The organism is Alitibacter langaaensis DSM 22999 (assembly GCF_003096995.1).
GTDB classification, from domain to species: Bacteria; Pseudomonadota; Gammaproteobacteria; order Enterobacterales; family Pasteurellaceae; genus Exercitatus; species Exercitatus langaaensis.
This window is the reverse complement of the sequence record NZ_QENU01000011.1, coordinates 12201-30892: the sequence shown is the minus strand read 5'-3', so window position 1 is coordinate 30892 and position 18692 is coordinate 12201. Positions and strand designations below refer to the sequence as shown.

Here is an 18692-nt window from a genome sequence, read left to right as displayed (position 1 = left end):
ATTTATAAGAAAGGAAACACAATGAGTAAATTAGAGATTTTAACCCCAGTTTTACCCGAATCTGTCGCCGATGCAGCGGTGGTGAAATGGCATAAAGCAGTGGGCGATAGCGTTGCGCGTGATGAAATTTTGGTGGAAATCGAAACAGATAAAGTGGTATTGGAAGTGCCCGCATTAGAAAGTGGCGTGCTAGACAGCATCGTTCAAGGCGAGGGTGCCACGGTGGTGAGCAACCAATTATTAGGTTCTGTTGCCGTTGGCGAAGTGGTTGTTGAGCCAAAACCGAAAGCTGAAAGTTCGCCTACGGAACGTCATCAATCCGCCTTAAATCATTCGGATAGCCATACGGATACCTTAGGGCCTGCGGCGCGCCGTTTGGTGGGTGAACACAATTTAAACCCTGCTGAAATTCAAGGTTCTGGCGTGGGCGGACGCATTACCCGCGTGGATGTGGAACGTGCCGTGGCAGAAAAAACGCAGCCTAACGCGCAAAATACGATAGAAAGTGCGGTGAAAAATTCCCAAGTTTCTATACAAGCTTCGATACAAGCTTCGATGGCTGAACGCACCGAACAGCGTGTGCCGATGACCCGTTTGCGTAAACGTGTGGCAGAGCGTTTGCTCGAAGTGAAAAATACCACTGCAATGCTGACCACATTCAATGAAGTGGATATGCAACCGATTATGCAATTACGCAAAAAATATGGCGAAAAATTCGAGAAACAACACGATACTCGCCTAGGTTTTATGTCATTTTATGTGAAAGCGGTAGTCGAAGCCTTAAAACGTTATCCTGTGATTAATGCCTCGATTGATGGCGATGACATTGTGTATCACAACTATTTTGATGTCAGTATCGCGGTTTCCACGCCGCGCGGCTTGGTAACGCCTGTGTTGCGTGATTGCGATAAAATGAGTATGGCTGAGATTGAAAAACAAATTAAACTGCTTGCCGAAAAAGGGCGTGATGGCAAATTAACCGTGGAAGATCTAACAGGCGGAAACTTTACGATCACCAACGGCGGCGTGTTTGGTTCATTGATGTCCACTCCGATTATTAATCCGCCACAAAGCGCCATTTTAGGAATGCACGCCATCAAAGATCGCCCTGTTGCGGTTGACGGTCAAGTGGTGATTCGCCCGATGATGTACCTAGCGTTATCTTATGATCACCGCTTAATTGACGGCAAAGACAGCGTTGGTTTCTTGGTGGCGATTAAAGAGCTATTAGAAGATCCAACTCGGCTTTTATTGGAAATTTAGTGACTAGAAATTTAACTGAAAATTTAGGTTTTAGGTATTTTAACTCTTAACCTTGAATGACTGAATAACACGCATCTTTTGGTGCGTGTTTTTTTATGATTGCTCGTATCGCAATACCGTTTAAAAAGTAAGCTTGTAACAAATCATCACACAAAAGTGCGGTGATTTTCTTGCTTATTTTTGCAACAAAAAAGTGGTGGAAAATTTGATCGCAATAAAAAGCACATCTTATTGAAAATCCTACTTAAAAAATTCCCCCCTAGCGTGTAGAATAACTCAATCAAAAATTGAAAGGACGCAACATGAATCTACACGAATATCAAGCAAAACAACTATTTGCAAATTATCATTTGCCTGTGAGCAACGGCATTGCCTGCCATTCTGCCGATGAAGCAGCTCAAGCCATTCAAAAACTCAGTGGCGATATTTGGGCGGCGAAATGCCAAGTTCATGCAGGGGGGCGTGGCAAGGCGGGTGGCGTGAAATTGGTGCATAATGAAGCAGAAGTGCGGTCATTTGCGCAACAGTTTTTAGGCAAGCGTTTAGTGACGTTTCAAACCGATGAAAAAGGACAGCCTGTCAACACCATTTATATTGAAGAAACCTGTCATATCGCACGAGAACTTTATCTTGGTGCGATTGTAGATCGCGCCTCACAACGCATTGTCTTTATGGCATCCTCGGCTGGTGGAATGAATATTGAGGATGTGGCAGCGCAAACACCAGAATTAATTCATAAAGTCGCCATCGATCCCCTTGTCGGCGGGCAGCCATATCAAGGGCGAGAACTCGCATTCAAATTGGGATTAAAAGGCGCGGAAGTCAATCAATTTAGCCAAATTTTTGTTCGTTTAGCCAAATTATTTGTGGAAAAAGATTTAGCCTTGGTGGAAGTCAATCCATTAGTGGTGACCAACGATGGGCATTTATTATGCTTAGACGCAAAAATTTCGGTGGATAATAACGCGTTATATCGTCATCCCGAATTAAAAGCGATGCAAGATTTGAGTCAAGAAGATGCTCGTGAAGCCGAAGCGGAAGAACTCGGTTTAAACTATGTAGCATTGGACGGAAACATCGGCTGCCTAGTGAATGGTGCGGGCTTGGCAATGGGTACAATGGACATTATCAAACATTATGGTGGTCTGCCGGCTAATTTCCTTGATGTGGGCGGTGGTGCAACAAAAGAGCGTGTAGCGGCGGCATTCAAATTAATTTTATCGGACGAAAATGTGAAAGCCATTTTAGTCAATATTTTCGGCGGCATTGTGCGTTGCGATTTAATCGCTGAAGGCATTACCGCTGCGGTCAACGAAGTTGGCGTGAATGTGCCAGTGGTGGTGCGTTTAGAAGGAAATAGTGCCGAGCGTGGACGAGAAATTTTGGTAAAAAGTGGCTTAAACATTATTGCCGCAAACAGTTTAAAAGCAGCTGCCGAGCAGGTAGTGAACGCAGCAGGGAGTAAACAATAATGTCAATTTTAATCGACAAAAACACCAAAGTGATTTGCCAAGGTTTCACTGGCGGACAAGGCACATTTCATAGCGAACAGGCTCTCGCTTACGGCACACAACTTGTTGGGGGAACCAGCCCTGGCAAAGGCGGCACCACTCATTTAGGCTTGCCCGTTTTTAACACGGTAAAAGAAGCCGTGGCAGCAACAGGTGCAACGGCCAGCGTGATTTATGTGCCAGCGCCATTTTGTAAAGACGCTATTTTAGAAGCGATTGACGCGGGCATTCAACTGATTGTGTGCATCACTGAAGGCATCCCAACCTTGGATATGCTGCAAGTGAAACAAAAATTAAATGAAACAGGCGTAGTGATGATTGGGCCGAATTGCCCTGGCATTATCACCCCTGATGAATGCAAAATCGGCATTATGCCTGCAGATATTCATAAAAAAGGAAAAGTCGGCATTGTCTCCCGTTCGGGCACGCTCACTTACGAAGCCGTTAAACAAACCACAGACGAAGGCTTTGGACAATCCACTTGTGTGGGCATCGGCGGCGATCCTATCCCAGGCTCTAGCTTTATTGATATTTTAGAACGCTTCCAAAATGATCCAGAAACCGAAGCCATCGTGATGATCGGCGAAATCGGCGGCTCCGCCGAAGAAGAAGCCGCTGCCTTTATCAAAGCTAATGTGACGAAACCCGTCGTCAGCTATATCGCAGGAATCACCGCGCCAAAAGGCAAACGAATGGGACACGCAGGCGCAATCATCAGCGGCGGCAAAGGCACCGCAGATGAAAAAATCAAAGCATTACAAGATGCTGGCGTGATAACCGTGAAAAGCCTAGCCGACATCGGCACCGCCCTACGCACGGTATTGCAATAACATCTCTCACCAAGTGCGGTCAAAATTTTAAGATTTTTGACCGCACTTTTGTGTTCTGTTGAATCTGATATTGACGAATAAGATTTTCTGTCTAAAATAGCCAAATATTTTTGAATGAAGGATTTTATCGTGTTTAAAAAAGCATTGTTAGCAATCGCTGTGTTTTCAGCGGCGGGTTGTAGTTTATTTGGAGCTCAACAGTCTGCGATTCCTGCGGAATATGCGGGGGCGGCTTATGAATTGTCTGATGAGAATGCGCAGAAATGGGCGTTTGCGGCAAAGCAGGTGGAGCAATGTATTTATCCAAATTTGACGCGTATTCAGTATGAGCATTTCCAAAAAGAAGATAGTTATATTTATTCGCAATATGTGTTTTTCTATCCGTTAGAAGACATTATCGGCGAAGATAATGTAAAAATGATTCAGGGCGATGAGAAAGCGATGGGTTATGCCACTTATCAGCTAAAAAAATATAAATCCAGATCGCCAGTGGAAGCTTTAGATAAAGCGCAGTGCAAAGTGTTGCAATTAAAAGCGCGTCAAGATCTCGCTGTGGTGAAAGGTCAACATATTTCAGGCATGGTGGACGATGTGAAAGCTGATGGCAAGAGTTCTGGTGTTGCCACAGATGATAATAGATTTTTCTTTGATATTATCAAATGGGGTTCAGCATTGTTCTTACTTTAAGATAAAATCAACATTCTTGCTTTAAGATGAAATTAAGATTTTTGCTTTAAAGCGAAATCAACGAAGATGAAACTAACGAAAAGTGCGGTCAAAAAATTCTAAATTTTTGACCGCACTTTGGCATTTTTTGATAGTTAAATTATTCCACCCATTCAATCACATCTTATGCAGGTTTGCGGTATTTTTTGGTGATCGGTTTGGCTCGATAACCGAAGGTAACCATACAAGATACACCATATTCTTTCGGATCGAAAAGGCCTTCTTCTGCTAAAATGCGGTTCACTTCATCATAGTCAAAACCTTCGATTGGGCAGCTGTCAATGCCCAGTGCGGCTGCGCCTGTCATCATATTGCCGAGTGCAATGTAGGTTTGTTTGCTACACCAGTCGAATAATGTGCGTTCACTTTCTAAGATTTTCATATCATTCATTTGGAAGCTTTTATAGCGGGCTAAGGTGGCGTCCATTTGCTCTGGGGTTAAGCCGCGTTTTGCTAATGATTCACGGAAAAATTCGCTGTCGTAGCGTGCGCCTTTTTTAGCGAGCAAAACTACAATGTGGCTGGCTTCGGCAATCGGGTGTTTAATTCCCCAAGCAACGGGGTGAATTTTTTCACGAATCGCTTGATTTTGTAGCACGATAAATTTCCAAGGTTCAGACCCGACAGAGCTTGGCGATAAACGTGCAAGTTCCAGAATGCAATCCATATCTTCACGGCTAACTTTCTTTGACGGATCGTAATAACGGCAGGCAGCACGAAAGTTAAAAATCTCTAATAATTGTTCTCTTGTGATATTACTCATAATGTTCTCCTAATTGTTTAAATATAAGTTGCCCTAAGCATTCAATATGCTTGGTTGTCGCATTCAGTGCGGGGATATAGTGATAGCGTTTTCCACCGTGGGCAAGGAAATAATCTCGATTTTGTTGGGCGATTTCTTCTAAGGTTTCTAAACAATCGCTGGCAAAACCAGGGCAAACTACGGCGATTTTTTCGATGCCCTGTTCAGCTGCGGTCTCTAAAAATTTATCGGTGTAAGGTTGTAACCATTCTTTACGCCCAAAGCGTGATTGGAAAGTCATTGCCCATTGAGTTTCCATTAATCCCAGTTTATCGACCACCGCTAAGGTGGTTTGGCGGCAATGCTCACGATAATAATCCCCTTGCTGTTCATAGTCTAAGGGGATGCCGTGATAGGAAAACAGCAAAAACTCGTCTTCTTTTAACCGCACTTTGATGCTTTCGGCAAGGGCGTCAATGTAGCGTTCATCAAGGTGATAAGAGTGAATCATCTCAAAAGGCACTAAGCCACGTTGTGTTTTGTGCGCATTCGCAAAGGCATCAAAAGCCGCGGCGGTCGTGGTGCTGCTATATTGGGGATACAATGGCAGAAAAATAATGCGTTCAACTTGGGAATTTAGCAAATTTTTGACCGCACTTTGCATACTTGGCTCGCCATAGGTCATTGCAATTTCCACTTGCGCATTTAATCGTTGAGCAGATAAATAATCTTGCAATGCCTGTTTTTGTTCCAATGAATGGGCGAGTAGCGGAGAGCCTTGCGCTGTCCAAATGGAGCGGTAGTTTTCAGCGATTCTGCGAGAGCGCAAAGGCAAAATAATGCCTTTAAGCAAAGGCAGCCATTTCCAACGGGGTAAATCAACGACACGTTTATCGCACAGAAATTCATTAAGATAACGCGCGATAGCAGGTGGCGTTGGTTCGCTAGGGGTGCCTAAATTGGCTAAAATAACACCGATTTTTTGATTGTTACGCATTAAGAATTAGATCACTGAAAGGGTTAAACGGGACGAACAACAGAGTTTATCTTGTTGATCTCGAATGTCAATTTGCCAAACTTGCACACGTTTGCCGAGTCGAATAGGCGTGGCGCGAGCAGTGACAAAACCATCTCGCACGGGGCGTAAGTGGCTAGCGTTAATATCTGTGCCAACCACCGCTTGTGGCTCTTCAACACATAAAAAACCGGCAAGGGACCCAACGCTTTCCGCCAATGCTACCGACACGCCGCCGTTGAGTAATCCCATTGGCTGTTTGGTGCGCTGATCGACAGGCATAGTGGCTTCAAGCCAATCTTCGCCTTGGGCGATAAATTCAATGCCTAGATGAGCAAGTGAGCAGCGGCTACCTAATTCGTTCATTTGGGCAAGGGTTAAATGTCGTTTCCAAATACTCATTATAATGTTGCCAATACGATTTGTTCAGGTTCAATATGTAGCCATACTGTGCTGTTGGCGAGAATATTTTGGGTTTTGTTCACCGTGGCACAAAACTCGATATCGCCAATGGCTAAAATGACTTCTTTATTTTCATCATTATCCGACACCGAGCGCACTTGTGCTTGGAAAAGATTATGGGATACAGCAGGTTCCGTATTATATATTTCAACCCAAGGCGCTTTGATCATCAGCATTGTTTCTCTGCCAGAAACTAAGCCTAAACGCACCGCACTTGAGGCGGTAATCGAAGCGGTTAGCGGCTGAGGCAAACCATCAATTTGGATATGCACTAAACAGTTAATGCCCTCTTGTTGGGTTGAAATTACCGAGCCAAAAAATTGATTGCGCGCGCTACTTTGCAACGCAAATTTTGCGGTTGCAGAAAGCAAGCTATCTAGTGGCACGCTTTCATCTTTCAAAATATTAAAGGCTTTTTCTTGGATTTGTTCAAGTAAATCATATAGCTGCAATAGGCGTTCAGCATAGGAGGTGAGCTTAGTTCCCCCCCCATTTTTCCCGCCAATATTGCGCTCTAATAAGGGCAGTGGGCTGATGTCATTCATCGCCGCCAAATGATCCCATGCGCTTTTATAGCTGACATTCGCATTTTTTGCCGCTTGGTTTATCGAGCCGCATTGCTGAATTTCTTTCAGCAAACGCACACGTTTAGGATCAACAAAAAGTTGCTCCTGTAATTTGATGGTAAGCAGAATTTCAGTATTGTTTTGCATCGTCATTATGAAAATAAATAGCCTAATAATGTGCAATATTCTACGGGAATATTATCATTTTATATAGCTTTTATTTTTGCTTCTGTTATATAATTATTTACATAATGATGTCAAAATACAGGAGAAAAATATGCATCAATTAAATCGATTGTTAGTCGTGTTAGGATTAAGCCTTGTTACCTTGGCTGCTGAAGCAAAAGTTACTGTCTTTGCTGCGGCTTCTATGACGAACGCATTAGAAGAAGTGACTGAACAATACAAAAAAGTCAACCCAAATGAAGAAGTTGTGCTTTCATTTGCTTCTTCTTCTGTGCTTGCTCGCCAAATCACCGAAGGCGCGCCTGCCGATGTATTTGTATCTGCCGATCAAAAATGGATGAATTTTTTAGCAGACAAACAAGCGATTGTGCCTGAAACACGTTCTAATTTAGTGGGTAATAAATTAGTGATGATTGCGCCGAAAGAGAGCAAAATTAAAAGCGTTGATCTCACTAATGATAAATGGCAAAAATTGTTAGAGGGTTCATTTTTAGCCGTAGGCGATCCTGATCACGTGCCAGCAGGTATTTATGCGAAAACCGCATTCACCTATTTAAAACAATGGGATGCCGTAGAGAAAAAATTAGCGCGTGCGGATAATGTGCGCAAAGCGTTGTTATTGGTTGAAAAAGCAGAAAGCCCATTGGGCGTGGTGTATGCAACAGATGCAGCGGCAGGAAAAAATGTGAAAGTGGTGGCAACTTTCCCTGCGGAATCTCATTTACCAATTGAATATCCTGTGGCTATCGTGAAAGGGCACGATAATCCAGAAACCAAAGCGTTTTTCGATTATTTGAAATCAGACAGTGCGAAAGCGGTGTACGAGAAATTCGGTTTTACAGCGAAATAATGAGCTTTAAAAGAAAAGTGCGGTTAAATAAATAAAAATTTAACCGCACTTTTTTCCTTAATTAACCCCTTAAAAATTCCCTTATTTTCCTTTATTGCTTTGCTTAAGCGCCGCAAGTTTAATCAGCGAGAAATCATAAGGCAAATGCTTTTACCCAGATTTACAATCACTCACAAAACTGAAATTCAGCTGACAATTCTTTACTTTTTACGCGCGAGCATAGTCACGAATTTCATTTTAATGCGATTGCCATTTTCATCGGTTTTGTGTAATTCGCCCATTTCTTCTTGATATTTCACCAATTCCCAGTCTTGATAATAAGTTGCCAATTCATTTTCTTTAAACGTGAAGGAAAACGGCATCGGGCAAGGCACGTCCGCGGTATCCATTGCGGCAACGATTAAGTTATAACCACCAGTATTGGTGTGGTTTTGCATATTTTGAATGATATTCGGCACCGCTTGGCGATCTAAGAACATAAAGACGACAGTGGATAAGATGAAATCGTAGTTTTCTTGAATATTCGCGCTGTTAATATCATAAAGTGCGGTGGAAATATTGAGATTTTCTTTCTGCGCCACTTCATTCAAAAAGCTCACGCTGTTTTCATTGCGATCCCAAGAGGTCACGTCATAGCCTAATAAACTTAAGAACAGCGAGTTACGCCCTTGTCCACAGCCGAGATCCAAAGTTTTGCACGGCGTAAGTAATTGTGCGGCGGCTTTCACTTCGGAATGGGTGGCGGTCATATTGTATTTTTTGCTGAAGTAATCTTCTTTTTTGCAATAAAACTCTAAATAACATTCAAGATCATCAGAAAGGGCTTCCACACGGTGCCATAATTGTGGTTCGACAAAAGGCGTGTCATCCGTTGCAGTGAAAATATGTTCACTGACAATATCGCCATTTTCTGTCAATACATAAAATTTTAACGCACCTTTTAAGACGGTCACTTTGCCCCAAGTGCCGACTTTCGTGTTGTGCTTTTCTTGAAACATTTTTGGCAAACTGTCTTTAGTCCACACCGGCATTTTTTTATAGCAAATTAATTCATTATTCATAGCGTATTCCTTGTTGATTTTTACGGATTTAATAGTTGAGCGTTATAGTATGGTATAAGCTGAAAAAAGGCAATAAAAATAACCGCACTTTAAGCGAGCGTTAAAGTGCGGTCAAAAATCATAAAGTTTTTAGCTTGATATTAAACCAATTCAGCGCGTAGTTTTTTAGTGACATCAACCATCACTTTGAGCTGTTCAACGGTTTCGCTCCAACCGCGCGTTTTCAAGCCGCAGTCTGGGTTTACCCATAGGCGTTCTTTCGGAATTACATTTAGGGCTTTGCGCAATAAATGCTCAATTTCCGCTGCTGTCGGCACCCGCGGACTGTGAATGTCATACACGCCTGGGCCAATATCATTAGGATAATTAAATTTCACAAAGGCATCTAACAAATCCATATCCGAACGAGAAGTTTCGATGGTGATCACATCGGCATCTAGCCCCGCAATGGCAGGCAAAATGTCGTTAAATTCGGAATAACACATGTGAGTATGAATTTGTGTATCATCCGCCACGCCCATATAACTTAAACGAAAAGCTTCGCTCGTCCATTGTAAATATTCGTCCCAATCCGCACGTTTGAGTGGCAAGCCCTCACGAATGGCAGGTTCATCAATTTGAATCACTTTAATGCCTGCTTTTTCTAAATCTAACACTTCATCAGACAACGCCACACCAATTTGTTTACACACCGTGGCGCGCGGAATATCGTTACGCACAAATGACCATTGCAAAATGGTAACAGGGCCTGTGAGCATCCCTTTCATCACACGTTTAGTGAGGCTTTGGGCATATTGCGACCAGCGTACGGTCATCGGTTGTGGGCGGCTGACATCGCCAAAAATAATCGGTGGTTTAACGCAGCGTGAGCCATAACTTTGCACCCAACCGAATTTCGTGAAGGCAAAGCCATCAAGTAATTCGCCAAAATATTCCACCATATCATTGCGCTCAGGCTCGCCGTGTACTAATACATCAAGATCTAATTCTTCTTGTTTGCGCACCACTAATTCGATTTCTTTTTTCATCGCATTTTCATAATCTGCAAAGCTAATTTCGCCTTTTCTGAAATTGGCGCGTGCATGACGAATTTGCAAGGTTTGTGGGAATGAACCGATGGTGGTTGTCGGCAACAATGGCAGATTGAGCCACGCATTTTGCTTCGCAATGCGCACATTAAATGGCGATTTGCGTTTGTCGGCATCGGCAGGTAAATTGGCTAAACGTTCCGCCACTTCTGCTTTATGGATAACCTGACTATTGGCACGGGCTTGCAGCGCCGCTTGATTTTCCGCAAGAATATTTTCTACCGCTTCTTTGCCTTGATTAAGCGCTTGTTTCAACACCGCCAATTCTTCCACTTTTTGCAAGGTAAAGGCGAGCCAAGAATACAAATCTGGATTTTGTTCTTTCAGCTGCGTTTCCACCGCTAAATCAAACGGACAATGGAGTAGCGAGCAACTAGAGGCAATCCATAAACGCTCACCGAATTTCGCTTTGAGCGGTGCTAAATAGGCTAATTGCGCATTTAAATCAGCACGCCAAATATTGCGCCCGTCAATCACACCAGCGGAAAGCACTTTTTGGTAATCTTCAAAAGCGGCAAGTTGTTCAGGCGCACGGACTAAGTCTAAATGCAAACCATCGACAGACAAAGTTTTAAGCCAATCAGCGTGGGCGGCAACCGAGCCGAAATAGGTCGCGAGCAAAATTTTGCTGTTGACTTGGCTTAGCTGCGCATAAACTGGGGCAAAAGCGTCAAGCCATTGTTGTGGCAAGTCTAATGCGAGTGCGGGCTCATCAATTTGAATCCATTCCACGCCTTCAGCAGCAAGTGCGGTCAAAATTTCTTGATAAACTGGCAATAAACGGTCTAATAAGCTAAAGCGATCAAAGGCTGCACCTTTTTCTTTTCCTAACCATAAAAAGGTTAATGGGCCAACTAACACAGGTTTCGGGGTTAAGCCTAATGCTTTGGCTTCGCGCACTTGATTGACATAATGGCTTGGATTAGCTTTAAATTTAGTATCTTGCGTAAATTCAGGCACCAGATAGTGATAGTTCGTGTCAAACCATTTTGTCATTTCAATGGCGAATTGCTGTTGATTGCCACGGGCTAATTGAAAATATTGGTTTAACGTTAAATTTTGGCTATCAAATCCAAAACGCGCAGGGATAGCGCCCGTTGCCACTTGCAGATCTAAAATATGATCGTAAAAAGTGAAATCCCCCACGGTTACGAAATCAGCTTGATTTTCCGCTTGATGCTGCCAGTTTTTTTCACGCAAAAATTTAGCTAATTTTAATAGATCTTGTTCGCTAAATTCATTGCGCCAATAGCGTTCTTGTGCGAATTTAAGCTCGCGCTTTGCGCCGACTCGTGGAAAACCTAAAACATGTAACTTTGTCATAATAAACTCCTTGCATTCAATTTGTCGTTTAAGCGGTTTTTTGTTTCGTCAACAGAATGCCTAAATAAAAATTATTATGCAAACTCATTATTTTCAGATTTAATATGAATAAAATTAATACAGGTAGATAAAAAAGTGCGGTCAAAAATAACGAAATTTTTGACCGCACTTGAAAATAAAAATAAGGGATTACATCACCGAACCGCCAATACCAATGAATAAGCCCGCAATGGCGCCACTCATTAAGTTTGACAGAGATCCTGCAATAACCGCACGAACGCCCATACGAGCAATATCGCTACGGCGATTTGGTGCCATACTGCCTAATCCGCCCACTAAAATGGCGATAGAGCCCAAATTCGCAAAGCCACAAAGGGCAAAGGCGATAATCGCAACGGTTTTCGGGCTTAATTGCACGGCAGCTTCAGGGCTTAAATATTTCACAAAATCAACGTAAGCCACGAATTCATTTAAGATTAATTTTTCGCCAATTAAAGCACCAGATACCTGCGCTTCTTCCCACGGCACTCCCACCGCCCAAGCAAGAGGCTGGAACAGATGGCCGAGCAGCGATTGCATTGTCACGCCGTCTTGACCAAATAATGCCGCAATGGCGGAGATGATCCAGTTTAACATCGCAATTAATGCAATAAATGCAATCAACATCGCACCAATATTAATGGCTAATTGCGCACCAGATGCCGCACCAGAAGCTGCTGCTTCGATAACATTCGCAGGTTTTCCTTCAGTGTCCGCTAGGTTAATATCATCATTGGGTTTTTCTGTTTGTGGGAATAACAGTTTGGCAAATAACAAACCACCTGGCGCTGCCATAAATGACGCAGCAATTAAATAAGGCAATGGAATACCCATTCCTGCATAACCTGCAAGGGATGCGCCCGCAATGGATGCCAAGCCACCCACCATCACCGCGAATAATTCAGATTGTGTCATTTGTTGGATAAAAGGTTTCACCAATAATGGGGCTTCAGTATGACCAACGAAAATATTTGCCGCAGCAGACGTGGATTCCGCTTTGGAGGTTCCCAAAAGTTTTTGCAATGTACCACCAATTATTTTGATGATAATTTGCATAATGCCTAAATAATAGAGAACCGAAATTAATGCGGCAAAGAAGATGACGGGAGGCAATACTCGGAATACGAAAACGAAACCGCCACCGCCAAAAACTTCAAACATTTTGTCACTGACTAAACCACCAAATAGGAAGTTCATACCTTCAGCACCAAAACTAATGATTTTCGCCACGCCATCGGCAAGCGCCATTAGCACATTACGCCCTGCAGGCACATATAAAATTAATGCACCAATACCTATTTGAATGGCAAGCGCACCGAGAACGGTACGATAATTTATCGCTTTTCTATTATTTGAGAATAAAAAGGCAATTAACAGTAATACGAAGATACCAAACAAGCTGTTTAAGATATCCATGGATCCTCCGGTTAAAAATGCCGTTGAGTAAAAACTAAACGGCAACAATGATGTTTTATTGATTAAAATAATCAACAGCGAGTTGCGCGCCAATTTTAGCATTATTTTTCACTAAATGGATATTGGCTTTAATATTTAAAGATTTTTAACCGCATCAACCACTACATCCCAAAAGCGTTCTCGATCTAGTTTTTTCGCCACCCAAGTGTTGCATGGTTTTGGCGGATAGCGGAAATCCGCAACGGTCATTCCCAGCGTATGTGTCCCTGTTAATTCAATATTCACAGGAACTTGTTGCACTTCGATTAAACTTGGATCAATCACATAGGCAACGGCGCAGGCATCGTGCACAGGCGGTGCGTCAAGATTTTCTGCTCGTTTGTACATTTTTCCAAAAAATTCTAATAGCCCCACCACAAATTGCCCTGGCTTGCTATTTAACGCGGCAAAACGTTCCACCACATCAGGCGTAGCCAGCGCTTGGTGCGTCAGATCCAGCCCCACCATCGTGACTTTCCAACCTGCACTAAACACAATATGGGCGGCTTCAGGATCTATTTTAATATTAAACTCTGCCACCGCACTCCAGTTACCTGTGTGATAGCCGCCGCCCATTAAAACCACTTCTTTTACACGATCAATAATGCGCGGCTCTAAGCGTGCGGCAAGGGCGATATTGGTTAGCCCACCTGTTGGCACCAACGTGATAGTTTTTTCGGGATGAGACATAATCAAATCAATGATCAAATTCACGGCATGTTTGTTTGCAAATTGCATAGTTGGCTCGGGCAAAGTTGGACCGTCCAAACCCGAATCGCCATGAATGCTTGCCGCATTTTCCACTTCTCGCACTAAAGGACGTGGTGAGCCTTTCGCGATAGGAATACCACGAATGTTGGCGATTTCAGCCACGGCAAGAGCATTGCGCGAAACTTTTTCTAGTGTTTGGTTGCCCACCACGGTTGTTACTGCCAGCAAATCAATATTCGGGTTTCCCCAAGCTAACATCATGGCAATGGCATCGTCATGCCCCGGGTCGCAGTCTAAAATAATTTTTTGAGCCATTTTTATTTCCTTATCACTGAAATTAATGCTGAAAGTGCGGTCAGAAATTTAATAATTTTTAACCGCACTTAATGTTAAGGCGTTTACTAAAGATAAATTCTAAAGATAAATCGCGCCGATCAATCATTCTTTATTGAGCAAAAACACGCCGTGCTCAGCTAAATGAACATAGGCTTGCTTGGCTTCGGGATCAAAATCTTCAGGATTGCTATTAATCAATAAATCCTGCCCGCCCCAATTGGCGACAATCTCCCAGTGATTTCCCATATACACCGCGGATTTAATTTCGCAAAGCTGGCTGTTTTCCCCTTGCGTGCGTAGCTCAATGGCTTCAGGGCGAATCCCGACTAAAACATTCGCCATCAGCAACGCCAAACTCCGCGGCATTTGGTAAGGTAAATTGATAACCGTTAATCGTGACATTATTTTGAGCCACAGAACCGTTGAAAATACTGCTTTCGCCCATAAAATTCGCCAAAAATAATGAGTTTGGTTTGAGATATAGGGATTTAGCGGGCGCTTTTTGCATAATTTTGCCCTTATGCATCACGATCACTTCATCGGAAACGGCAAAGGCTTCTGTTTGATCGTGGGTGACATAAAGAGAGGTGATGCCCAAACGCTGTTGCAGTTCACGAATTTTTTCACGCATAGAACGGCGCAAGTTTGCATCTAAGTTACTGAGCGGCTCATCAAATAAGAGCACTTTTGGTTTTAACACGAGCGCACGCGCCAAGGCGACACGCTGTTGTTGGCCGCCTGAAATTTGATCCACAAAACGTTCTTCAAAGCCCGCAAGATCCACTAATTCCAGCGCTTCTTTAACACGTTGCTTGCGTTCTTCTGCACTGACACCTTGCATACGCAAGCCATACCCCACGTTGTCACCAATCGACATATGAGGAAAAAGGGCATAAGACTGGAATACGATACAAATATCACGGTTTTGAATAGAAGATTTGGTGACATCTTCGCCGTCAATAAAAATTTGCCCTGATGTGGGGCTTTCTAAGCCTGCGACTAAACGAAGAACCGTGGTTTTACCGCACCCAGATGGACCAAGCAATGTCACCATTGTACCCCGCTTAATCTTGAGGTCTAAATTGTCAATCACGGTCGTTTTGCCGAAAGATTTAGTGATATTTTTTAATACTAAGAAATCGTCATTTTTCGTTGTCATAATTTGGTACTGCCTTATATAAAGTGCGCCAGTTTACGCACGTTTAAATTGGTTATTGTGAACATTGATGCGCTTGCCAACGCATCTACCAAAATTTTTGCTTTTTTGACCGCACTTAATCGGCTTTTTTCGCTTTAGATTTCGCAATGCGTGTATCGCCCACGAGCCAGTCAAAAAGGAGAATAATCGCCATCATCACCACAATTAAAATGGAACCATAAGCAATTGCCACGCCATATTCGCCGTCTTCCACACGGTTTAAAATATAGGCGGTTGCTACACGAGTATCGGCGGTGACTAAGAAAATAATGGCACTCACAGTGGTCATTGCACGAACAAAGCTGGTAACTAATGCGGAGAGTAATGCCGGTTTTAGCAATGGAAGAACAATAAACCAAATGGTTTTGAATGATGAGCCTTTTAGAGATAAAGAGGCTTCATCCAAGGATTTATCCAGCTGTCCAAGACCAGCGATTGCCGCACGCATACCAATAGGCAAATCTCGCATCACCATAGAAATAATGATGATTGCCCCAGTGCCGGTGATGTACATTGGTGCATTGTTAAAAGCAAGAATGTAAGATACCCCCGCAACTGTGCCCGGCACGGCAAAACAGAGCATAGTTAAGAATTCTAATGTTTTTTTTCCTTGGAAATCTTTGCGCACCACAATGTAGGCGATCAATAAACCAAACAGAGCGGTCAATGGCGCGGCGATACCCGCATATAGCATCGTGTTGAGCAATGATGGCCAAGCACCATCGCTGAAACCTTGCCCGAACATTAATTCATAGTTTTTTGTGGTTAAGGTGTAATCCACGCCCCAGTTCACGGTGAAGCTACCATAGAAAATGCTACCGTATAAGGCGAGATTAAAAATCACCCAAAAAGCGAGCATCGTAATAATTGTCCATTTCAACCCATTTGGTAAATCTTGCACATCGCCACGATAAGATTTGCCTGAAACGGTGACATAAGAGCGGTTGCCAATCCACATATATTGCACGATAAAAATAAGCAAAGAGAAGATTAATAACATCGATCCTAAGGTACTCGCTGAGGCGTAATCTAATTGTGATCCCGCAATATAAAAATAGATTTGGGTTGCGATCACATCGAAACTACCGCCTAAAACCAGAGGGTTACTGAAATCAGCTAAGGATTGCACAAACACGATCAAAAATGAGTTTGCCAACGCAGGGCGAAGCAGTGGGAAAATAATATGATAAAAGGTTTGATAACGGTTAGCGCGTAAAGTATAGGAGGCTTCTTCAATACTTGGATGAATAGATTTTAAAGCGCCGTCTAAAATCATAAAAGAAATGGGCGCAAAAGCGAGGATTTGCGCAATGGCAACGCCGTTAAAACCGTATAACCAGTTATGATTGACGAAACCAAAGGTATGGTCTAAAAATTCTGTCACATAACCTGAACGCCCAAGCATTAATGTTACCCCTAGCCCCACGACAAATGGTGGCGTAACGATGGGCAAAATTGAGAAAATTTTACCAATAAATGCCGTTCGTCTGGCAATGCGTGTTGTGTATAAAGCAAAGGCTAAACCGAAAATGGTGGAAACCACGCCTACAAAGCCAGATAATGCCAGAGAATTTGCAATTACACGGATAATATAGTTTTGACTTAAAATGCGTATCACTTGTTGAGGGGCAAAGGTCTCGCCGTCATAAAACATAGAGATGAGAATGGCGACCGTTGGATACACAATAAAGAAGAAAATCAGCAAAATAATGGCTAACAATGAAGCAATGATGAATTTATCCCCTTGCATCACTTTGAGTTTTGCCAGCGCAAAAGTCGCAAGTGCGGTCAACGTGGCGATTAAAATAATCACCGAATAGCCCATTGAGACTTTATAAATTGTCGCAGTGATAAAAGTAAATAAACTAATAGCCGCCACAAGCCCAAGCTCCGCTTTTGCTTGGGTTTGAACGGGTAACTTTAATAAAGGCAAAATCAAAAAGCTGATTAAGGGCAAAAACCAGAAAATGGTTAAATTGAATGAAGACCATCCCATCGCATCGAGAAATTCATCAGCGGTGCTTTCGAGCAGCCCATAATCTAGCGCCTGAGAAGGTAGAATTAAAAATGCAATCAACGAGAGAATTAACCAGAAATTTGAAGATTGCAAAAAAGATTTGTGTTCTTGCATAGTACATCTCGCAATAAATTATTTTCAATAAGGGCGAATAAGGTTCGCCCAATTATTTGCGGTTTAGGTGCGTTGAGATATTTCAAATCTCAGTAAAATCTAACCGCACTTTGGATAAGTGCGGTCAAAGTGAGAGATATTTTTGATGCTCAATTTATTGTGCCAATTTCACTTCTTGCACCCATTTTTCGATTAGGCGTTTACGCTCTCCAGCCTCGCCATATTTTTCGAAATCATAGTTGATCAAATTCAATTTGGTTGGGTCGAAAGCAGTTGGTGATTGTTCGGCGGTTTTATTGGTTAAGATTTGGTGTGCGTTCCCTTTACGCCACGCAACTTCTTGCCCGTCTTTTGATAGCACAAAGTCAACAAATAATTTTGCGTTATCTAAATTACGCGCGCCTTTAATAATACTTAAACCACCCAATTCATAGCCTGTTCCTTCGCAAGGCACCACCATTTCAATAGGGGCTCCAGCGGCTTTTTGCACAGCATAATCGTGTAAGAAACCGATGCCAATAGTGGCTTCACCGCGTGCGGTGCTATTTGATGGCGTGATGCCTGATTTGGTGTATTGCCCAACATTTGGATGTAATGCTTTAAAGAATTTGAAGGTGGCATCTTCACCCCAAAGTTGCACAAAGGTGGCGATTGCCGTATAAGCGGTGCCCGAAGATTGTGGGTCAGCAATTTGGATTTCATTTTTAAAGACTGGATTGGTTAAATCTTTCCAACATTTTGGCACTTCTTTAATACCTAATTTAGCTAAACGCTCTGTGTTCACCCCAAAACCTAAGATCCCCATATACACCGCAGACACATAGTTGCCTTTTACTTTGGCGGGATCTTGGAAACGTTCAACAATTTGCTCAATATTAGGTGAGCGATATGGTTCTAATAGCCCCATTTCTGCTGCCTGTGCTTGAGGGTCGAAGGTGCCGCCATACTACACATCCGCTTGCGGATTGCCTTTTTCTGCTTCGACTTTGGCAAAGGTTGAACCTGAACCATTGCGGATGAATTTTGTTTTAACATCATATTTTTCAGAGAAGGTTTTGGTTACTGCTTCACACATTTCGTTGGTGGCGGAGCAATAAACGGTTAAGCGCCCTTTTGCTTCCGCCTGAGCTGAAAAAATAAGTCCTGTGCCTAAAAGAGCAGTAGATACAGCAAGAGAAAGAGATTTTAATTTCATAGGA

At 42.9% G+C, this 18692-nt stretch carries 14 protein-coding genes and 2 pseudogenes; 5 read left to right on the top strand and 11 right to left on the bottom strand.

Annotated features, from left to right (window positions below):
* Positions 1–21: 21 nt before the first annotated feature.
* From odhB to C8D76_RS07510, 4 genes are all read left to right on the top strand, one after another.
* Positions 22–1263 (top strand): 2-oxoglutarate dehydrogenase complex dihydrolipoyllysine-residue succinyltransferase, encoded by a 1242-nt coding sequence (gene odhB / locus C8D76_RS07525; RefSeq protein ID WP_116632173.1) that lies wholly within the window; start codon positions 22–24, stop codon positions 1261–1263.
* 302 nt (positions 1264–1565) lie between these two features.
* On the top strand, positions 1566–2735 hold the full coding sequence (gene sucC / locus C8D76_RS07520; RefSeq protein WP_116632172.1) for an ADP-forming succinate--CoA ligase subunit beta: 1170 nt from the start codon (positions 1566–1568) through the stop codon (positions 2733–2735).
* On the top strand, positions 2735–3604 hold the full coding sequence (sucD, locus tag C8D76_RS07515; protein ID WP_116632171.1) for a succinate--CoA ligase subunit alpha: 870 nt from the start codon (positions 2735–2737) through the stop codon (positions 3602–3604). The genes sucC and sucD overlap by 1 nt, the downstream gene beginning before the upstream one ends.
* Positions 3605–3718: 114 nt before the next feature.
* Positions 3719–4291 (top strand): DUF5358 domain-containing protein, encoded by a 573-nt coding sequence (locus tag C8D76_RS07510; protein ID WP_165814358.1) that lies wholly within the window; start codon positions 3719–3721, stop codon positions 4289–4291.
* A 163-nt stretch (positions 4292–4454) separates the two neighbouring features.
* On the opposite strand, the gene C8D76_RS07505 is transcribed toward C8D76_RS07510, so the two are convergent.
* Genes C8D76_RS07505 through C8D76_RS07490 form a run of 4 tightly spaced genes read right to left on the bottom strand, consistent with a single transcriptional unit; the run spans position 4455 to position 7262 of the window.
* Positions 4455–5093, bottom strand: coding sequence for an NAD(P)H-dependent oxidoreductase (locus tag C8D76_RS07505; RefSeq protein WP_116632169.1), 639 nt, complete (start codon positions 5091–5093; stop codon positions 4455–4457).
* Positions 5086–6069 carry a ferrochelatase gene (gene hemH, locus C8D76_RS07500; RefSeq protein ID WP_116632168.1) on the bottom strand — a complete coding sequence of 328 codons (984 nt, stop codon included), beginning with the start codon at positions 6067–6069 and terminating at the stop codon, positions 5086–5088. The genes C8D76_RS07505 and hemH overlap by 8 nt, the downstream gene beginning before the upstream one ends.
* Positions 6070–6075: 6 nt before the next feature.
* Positions 6076–6489 (bottom strand): hotdog fold thioesterase, encoded by a 414-nt coding sequence (locus C8D76_RS07495; RefSeq protein ID WP_116632167.1) that lies wholly within the window; start codon positions 6487–6489, stop codon positions 6076–6078.
* Positions 6489–7262, bottom strand: a complete 774-nt coding sequence (locus C8D76_RS07490) for a TOBE domain-containing protein (protein WP_116632193.1) — start codon at positions 7260–7262, stop codon at positions 6489–6491. The genes C8D76_RS07495 and C8D76_RS07490 overlap by 1 nt, the downstream gene beginning before the upstream one ends.
* Positions 7263–7392: 130 nt before the next feature.
* Here C8D76_RS07490 and modA point away from each other — a divergent pair, with 130 nt between their 5' ends.
* On the top strand, positions 7393–8151 hold the full coding sequence (modA, locus tag C8D76_RS07485; protein ID WP_116632166.1) for a molybdate ABC transporter substrate-binding protein: 759 nt from the start codon (positions 7393–7395) through the stop codon (positions 8149–8151).
* Positions 8152–8351: 200 nt separating this feature from the next.
* On the opposite strand, the gene tehB is transcribed toward modA, so the two are convergent.
* The 7 genes and pseudogenes from tehB to C8D76_RS07445 all read right to left on the bottom strand — a co-directional run bounded on the left by tehB (position 8352) and on the right by C8D76_RS07445 (position 18688).
* Entirely contained in the window at positions 8352–9212 is an 861-nt protein-coding gene (gene tehB, locus C8D76_RS07480; RefSeq protein WP_116632165.1) for an SAM-dependent methyltransferase TehB, read from the bottom strand.
* A gap of 140 nt (positions 9213–9352) precedes the next feature.
* Positions 9353–11623 carry a 5-methyltetrahydropteroyltriglutamate--homocysteine S-methyltransferase gene (gene metE / locus C8D76_RS07475; protein ID WP_116632164.1) on the bottom strand — a complete coding sequence of 757 codons (2271 nt, stop codon included), beginning with the start codon at positions 11621–11623 and terminating at the stop codon, positions 9353–9355.
* A 189-nt stretch (positions 11624–11812) separates the two neighbouring features.
* Complete coding sequence (locus tag C8D76_RS07470; protein WP_116632192.1) at positions 11813–13078, bottom strand: NupC/NupG family nucleoside CNT transporter; 1266 nt, start codon at positions 13076–13078, stop codon at positions 11813–11815.
* Positions 13079–13213: 135 nt separating this feature from the next.
* Positions 13214–14143: a uridine-preferring nucleoside hydrolase UriH gene (gene uriH, locus C8D76_RS07460; RefSeq protein WP_116632163.1), complete on the bottom strand. Its 930-nt coding sequence runs from the start codon at positions 14141–14143 to the stop codon at positions 13214–13216.
* Positions 14144–14266: 123 nt separating this feature from the next.
* Positions 14267–15323 (bottom strand): annotated as a pseudogene (fbpC, locus tag C8D76_RS07455) (ferric ABC transporter ATP-binding protein).
* A gap of 115 nt (positions 15324–15438) precedes the next feature.
* Positions 15439–17493, bottom strand: coding sequence for an ABC transporter permease (locus C8D76_RS07450; protein WP_116632162.1), 2055 nt, complete (start codon positions 17491–17493; stop codon positions 15439–15441).
* Positions 17494–17647: 154 nt separating this feature from the next.
* Positions 17648–18688 (bottom strand): annotated as a pseudogene (locus C8D76_RS07445) (ABC transporter substrate-binding protein).
* Positions 18689–18692 lie beyond the last annotated feature (4 nt).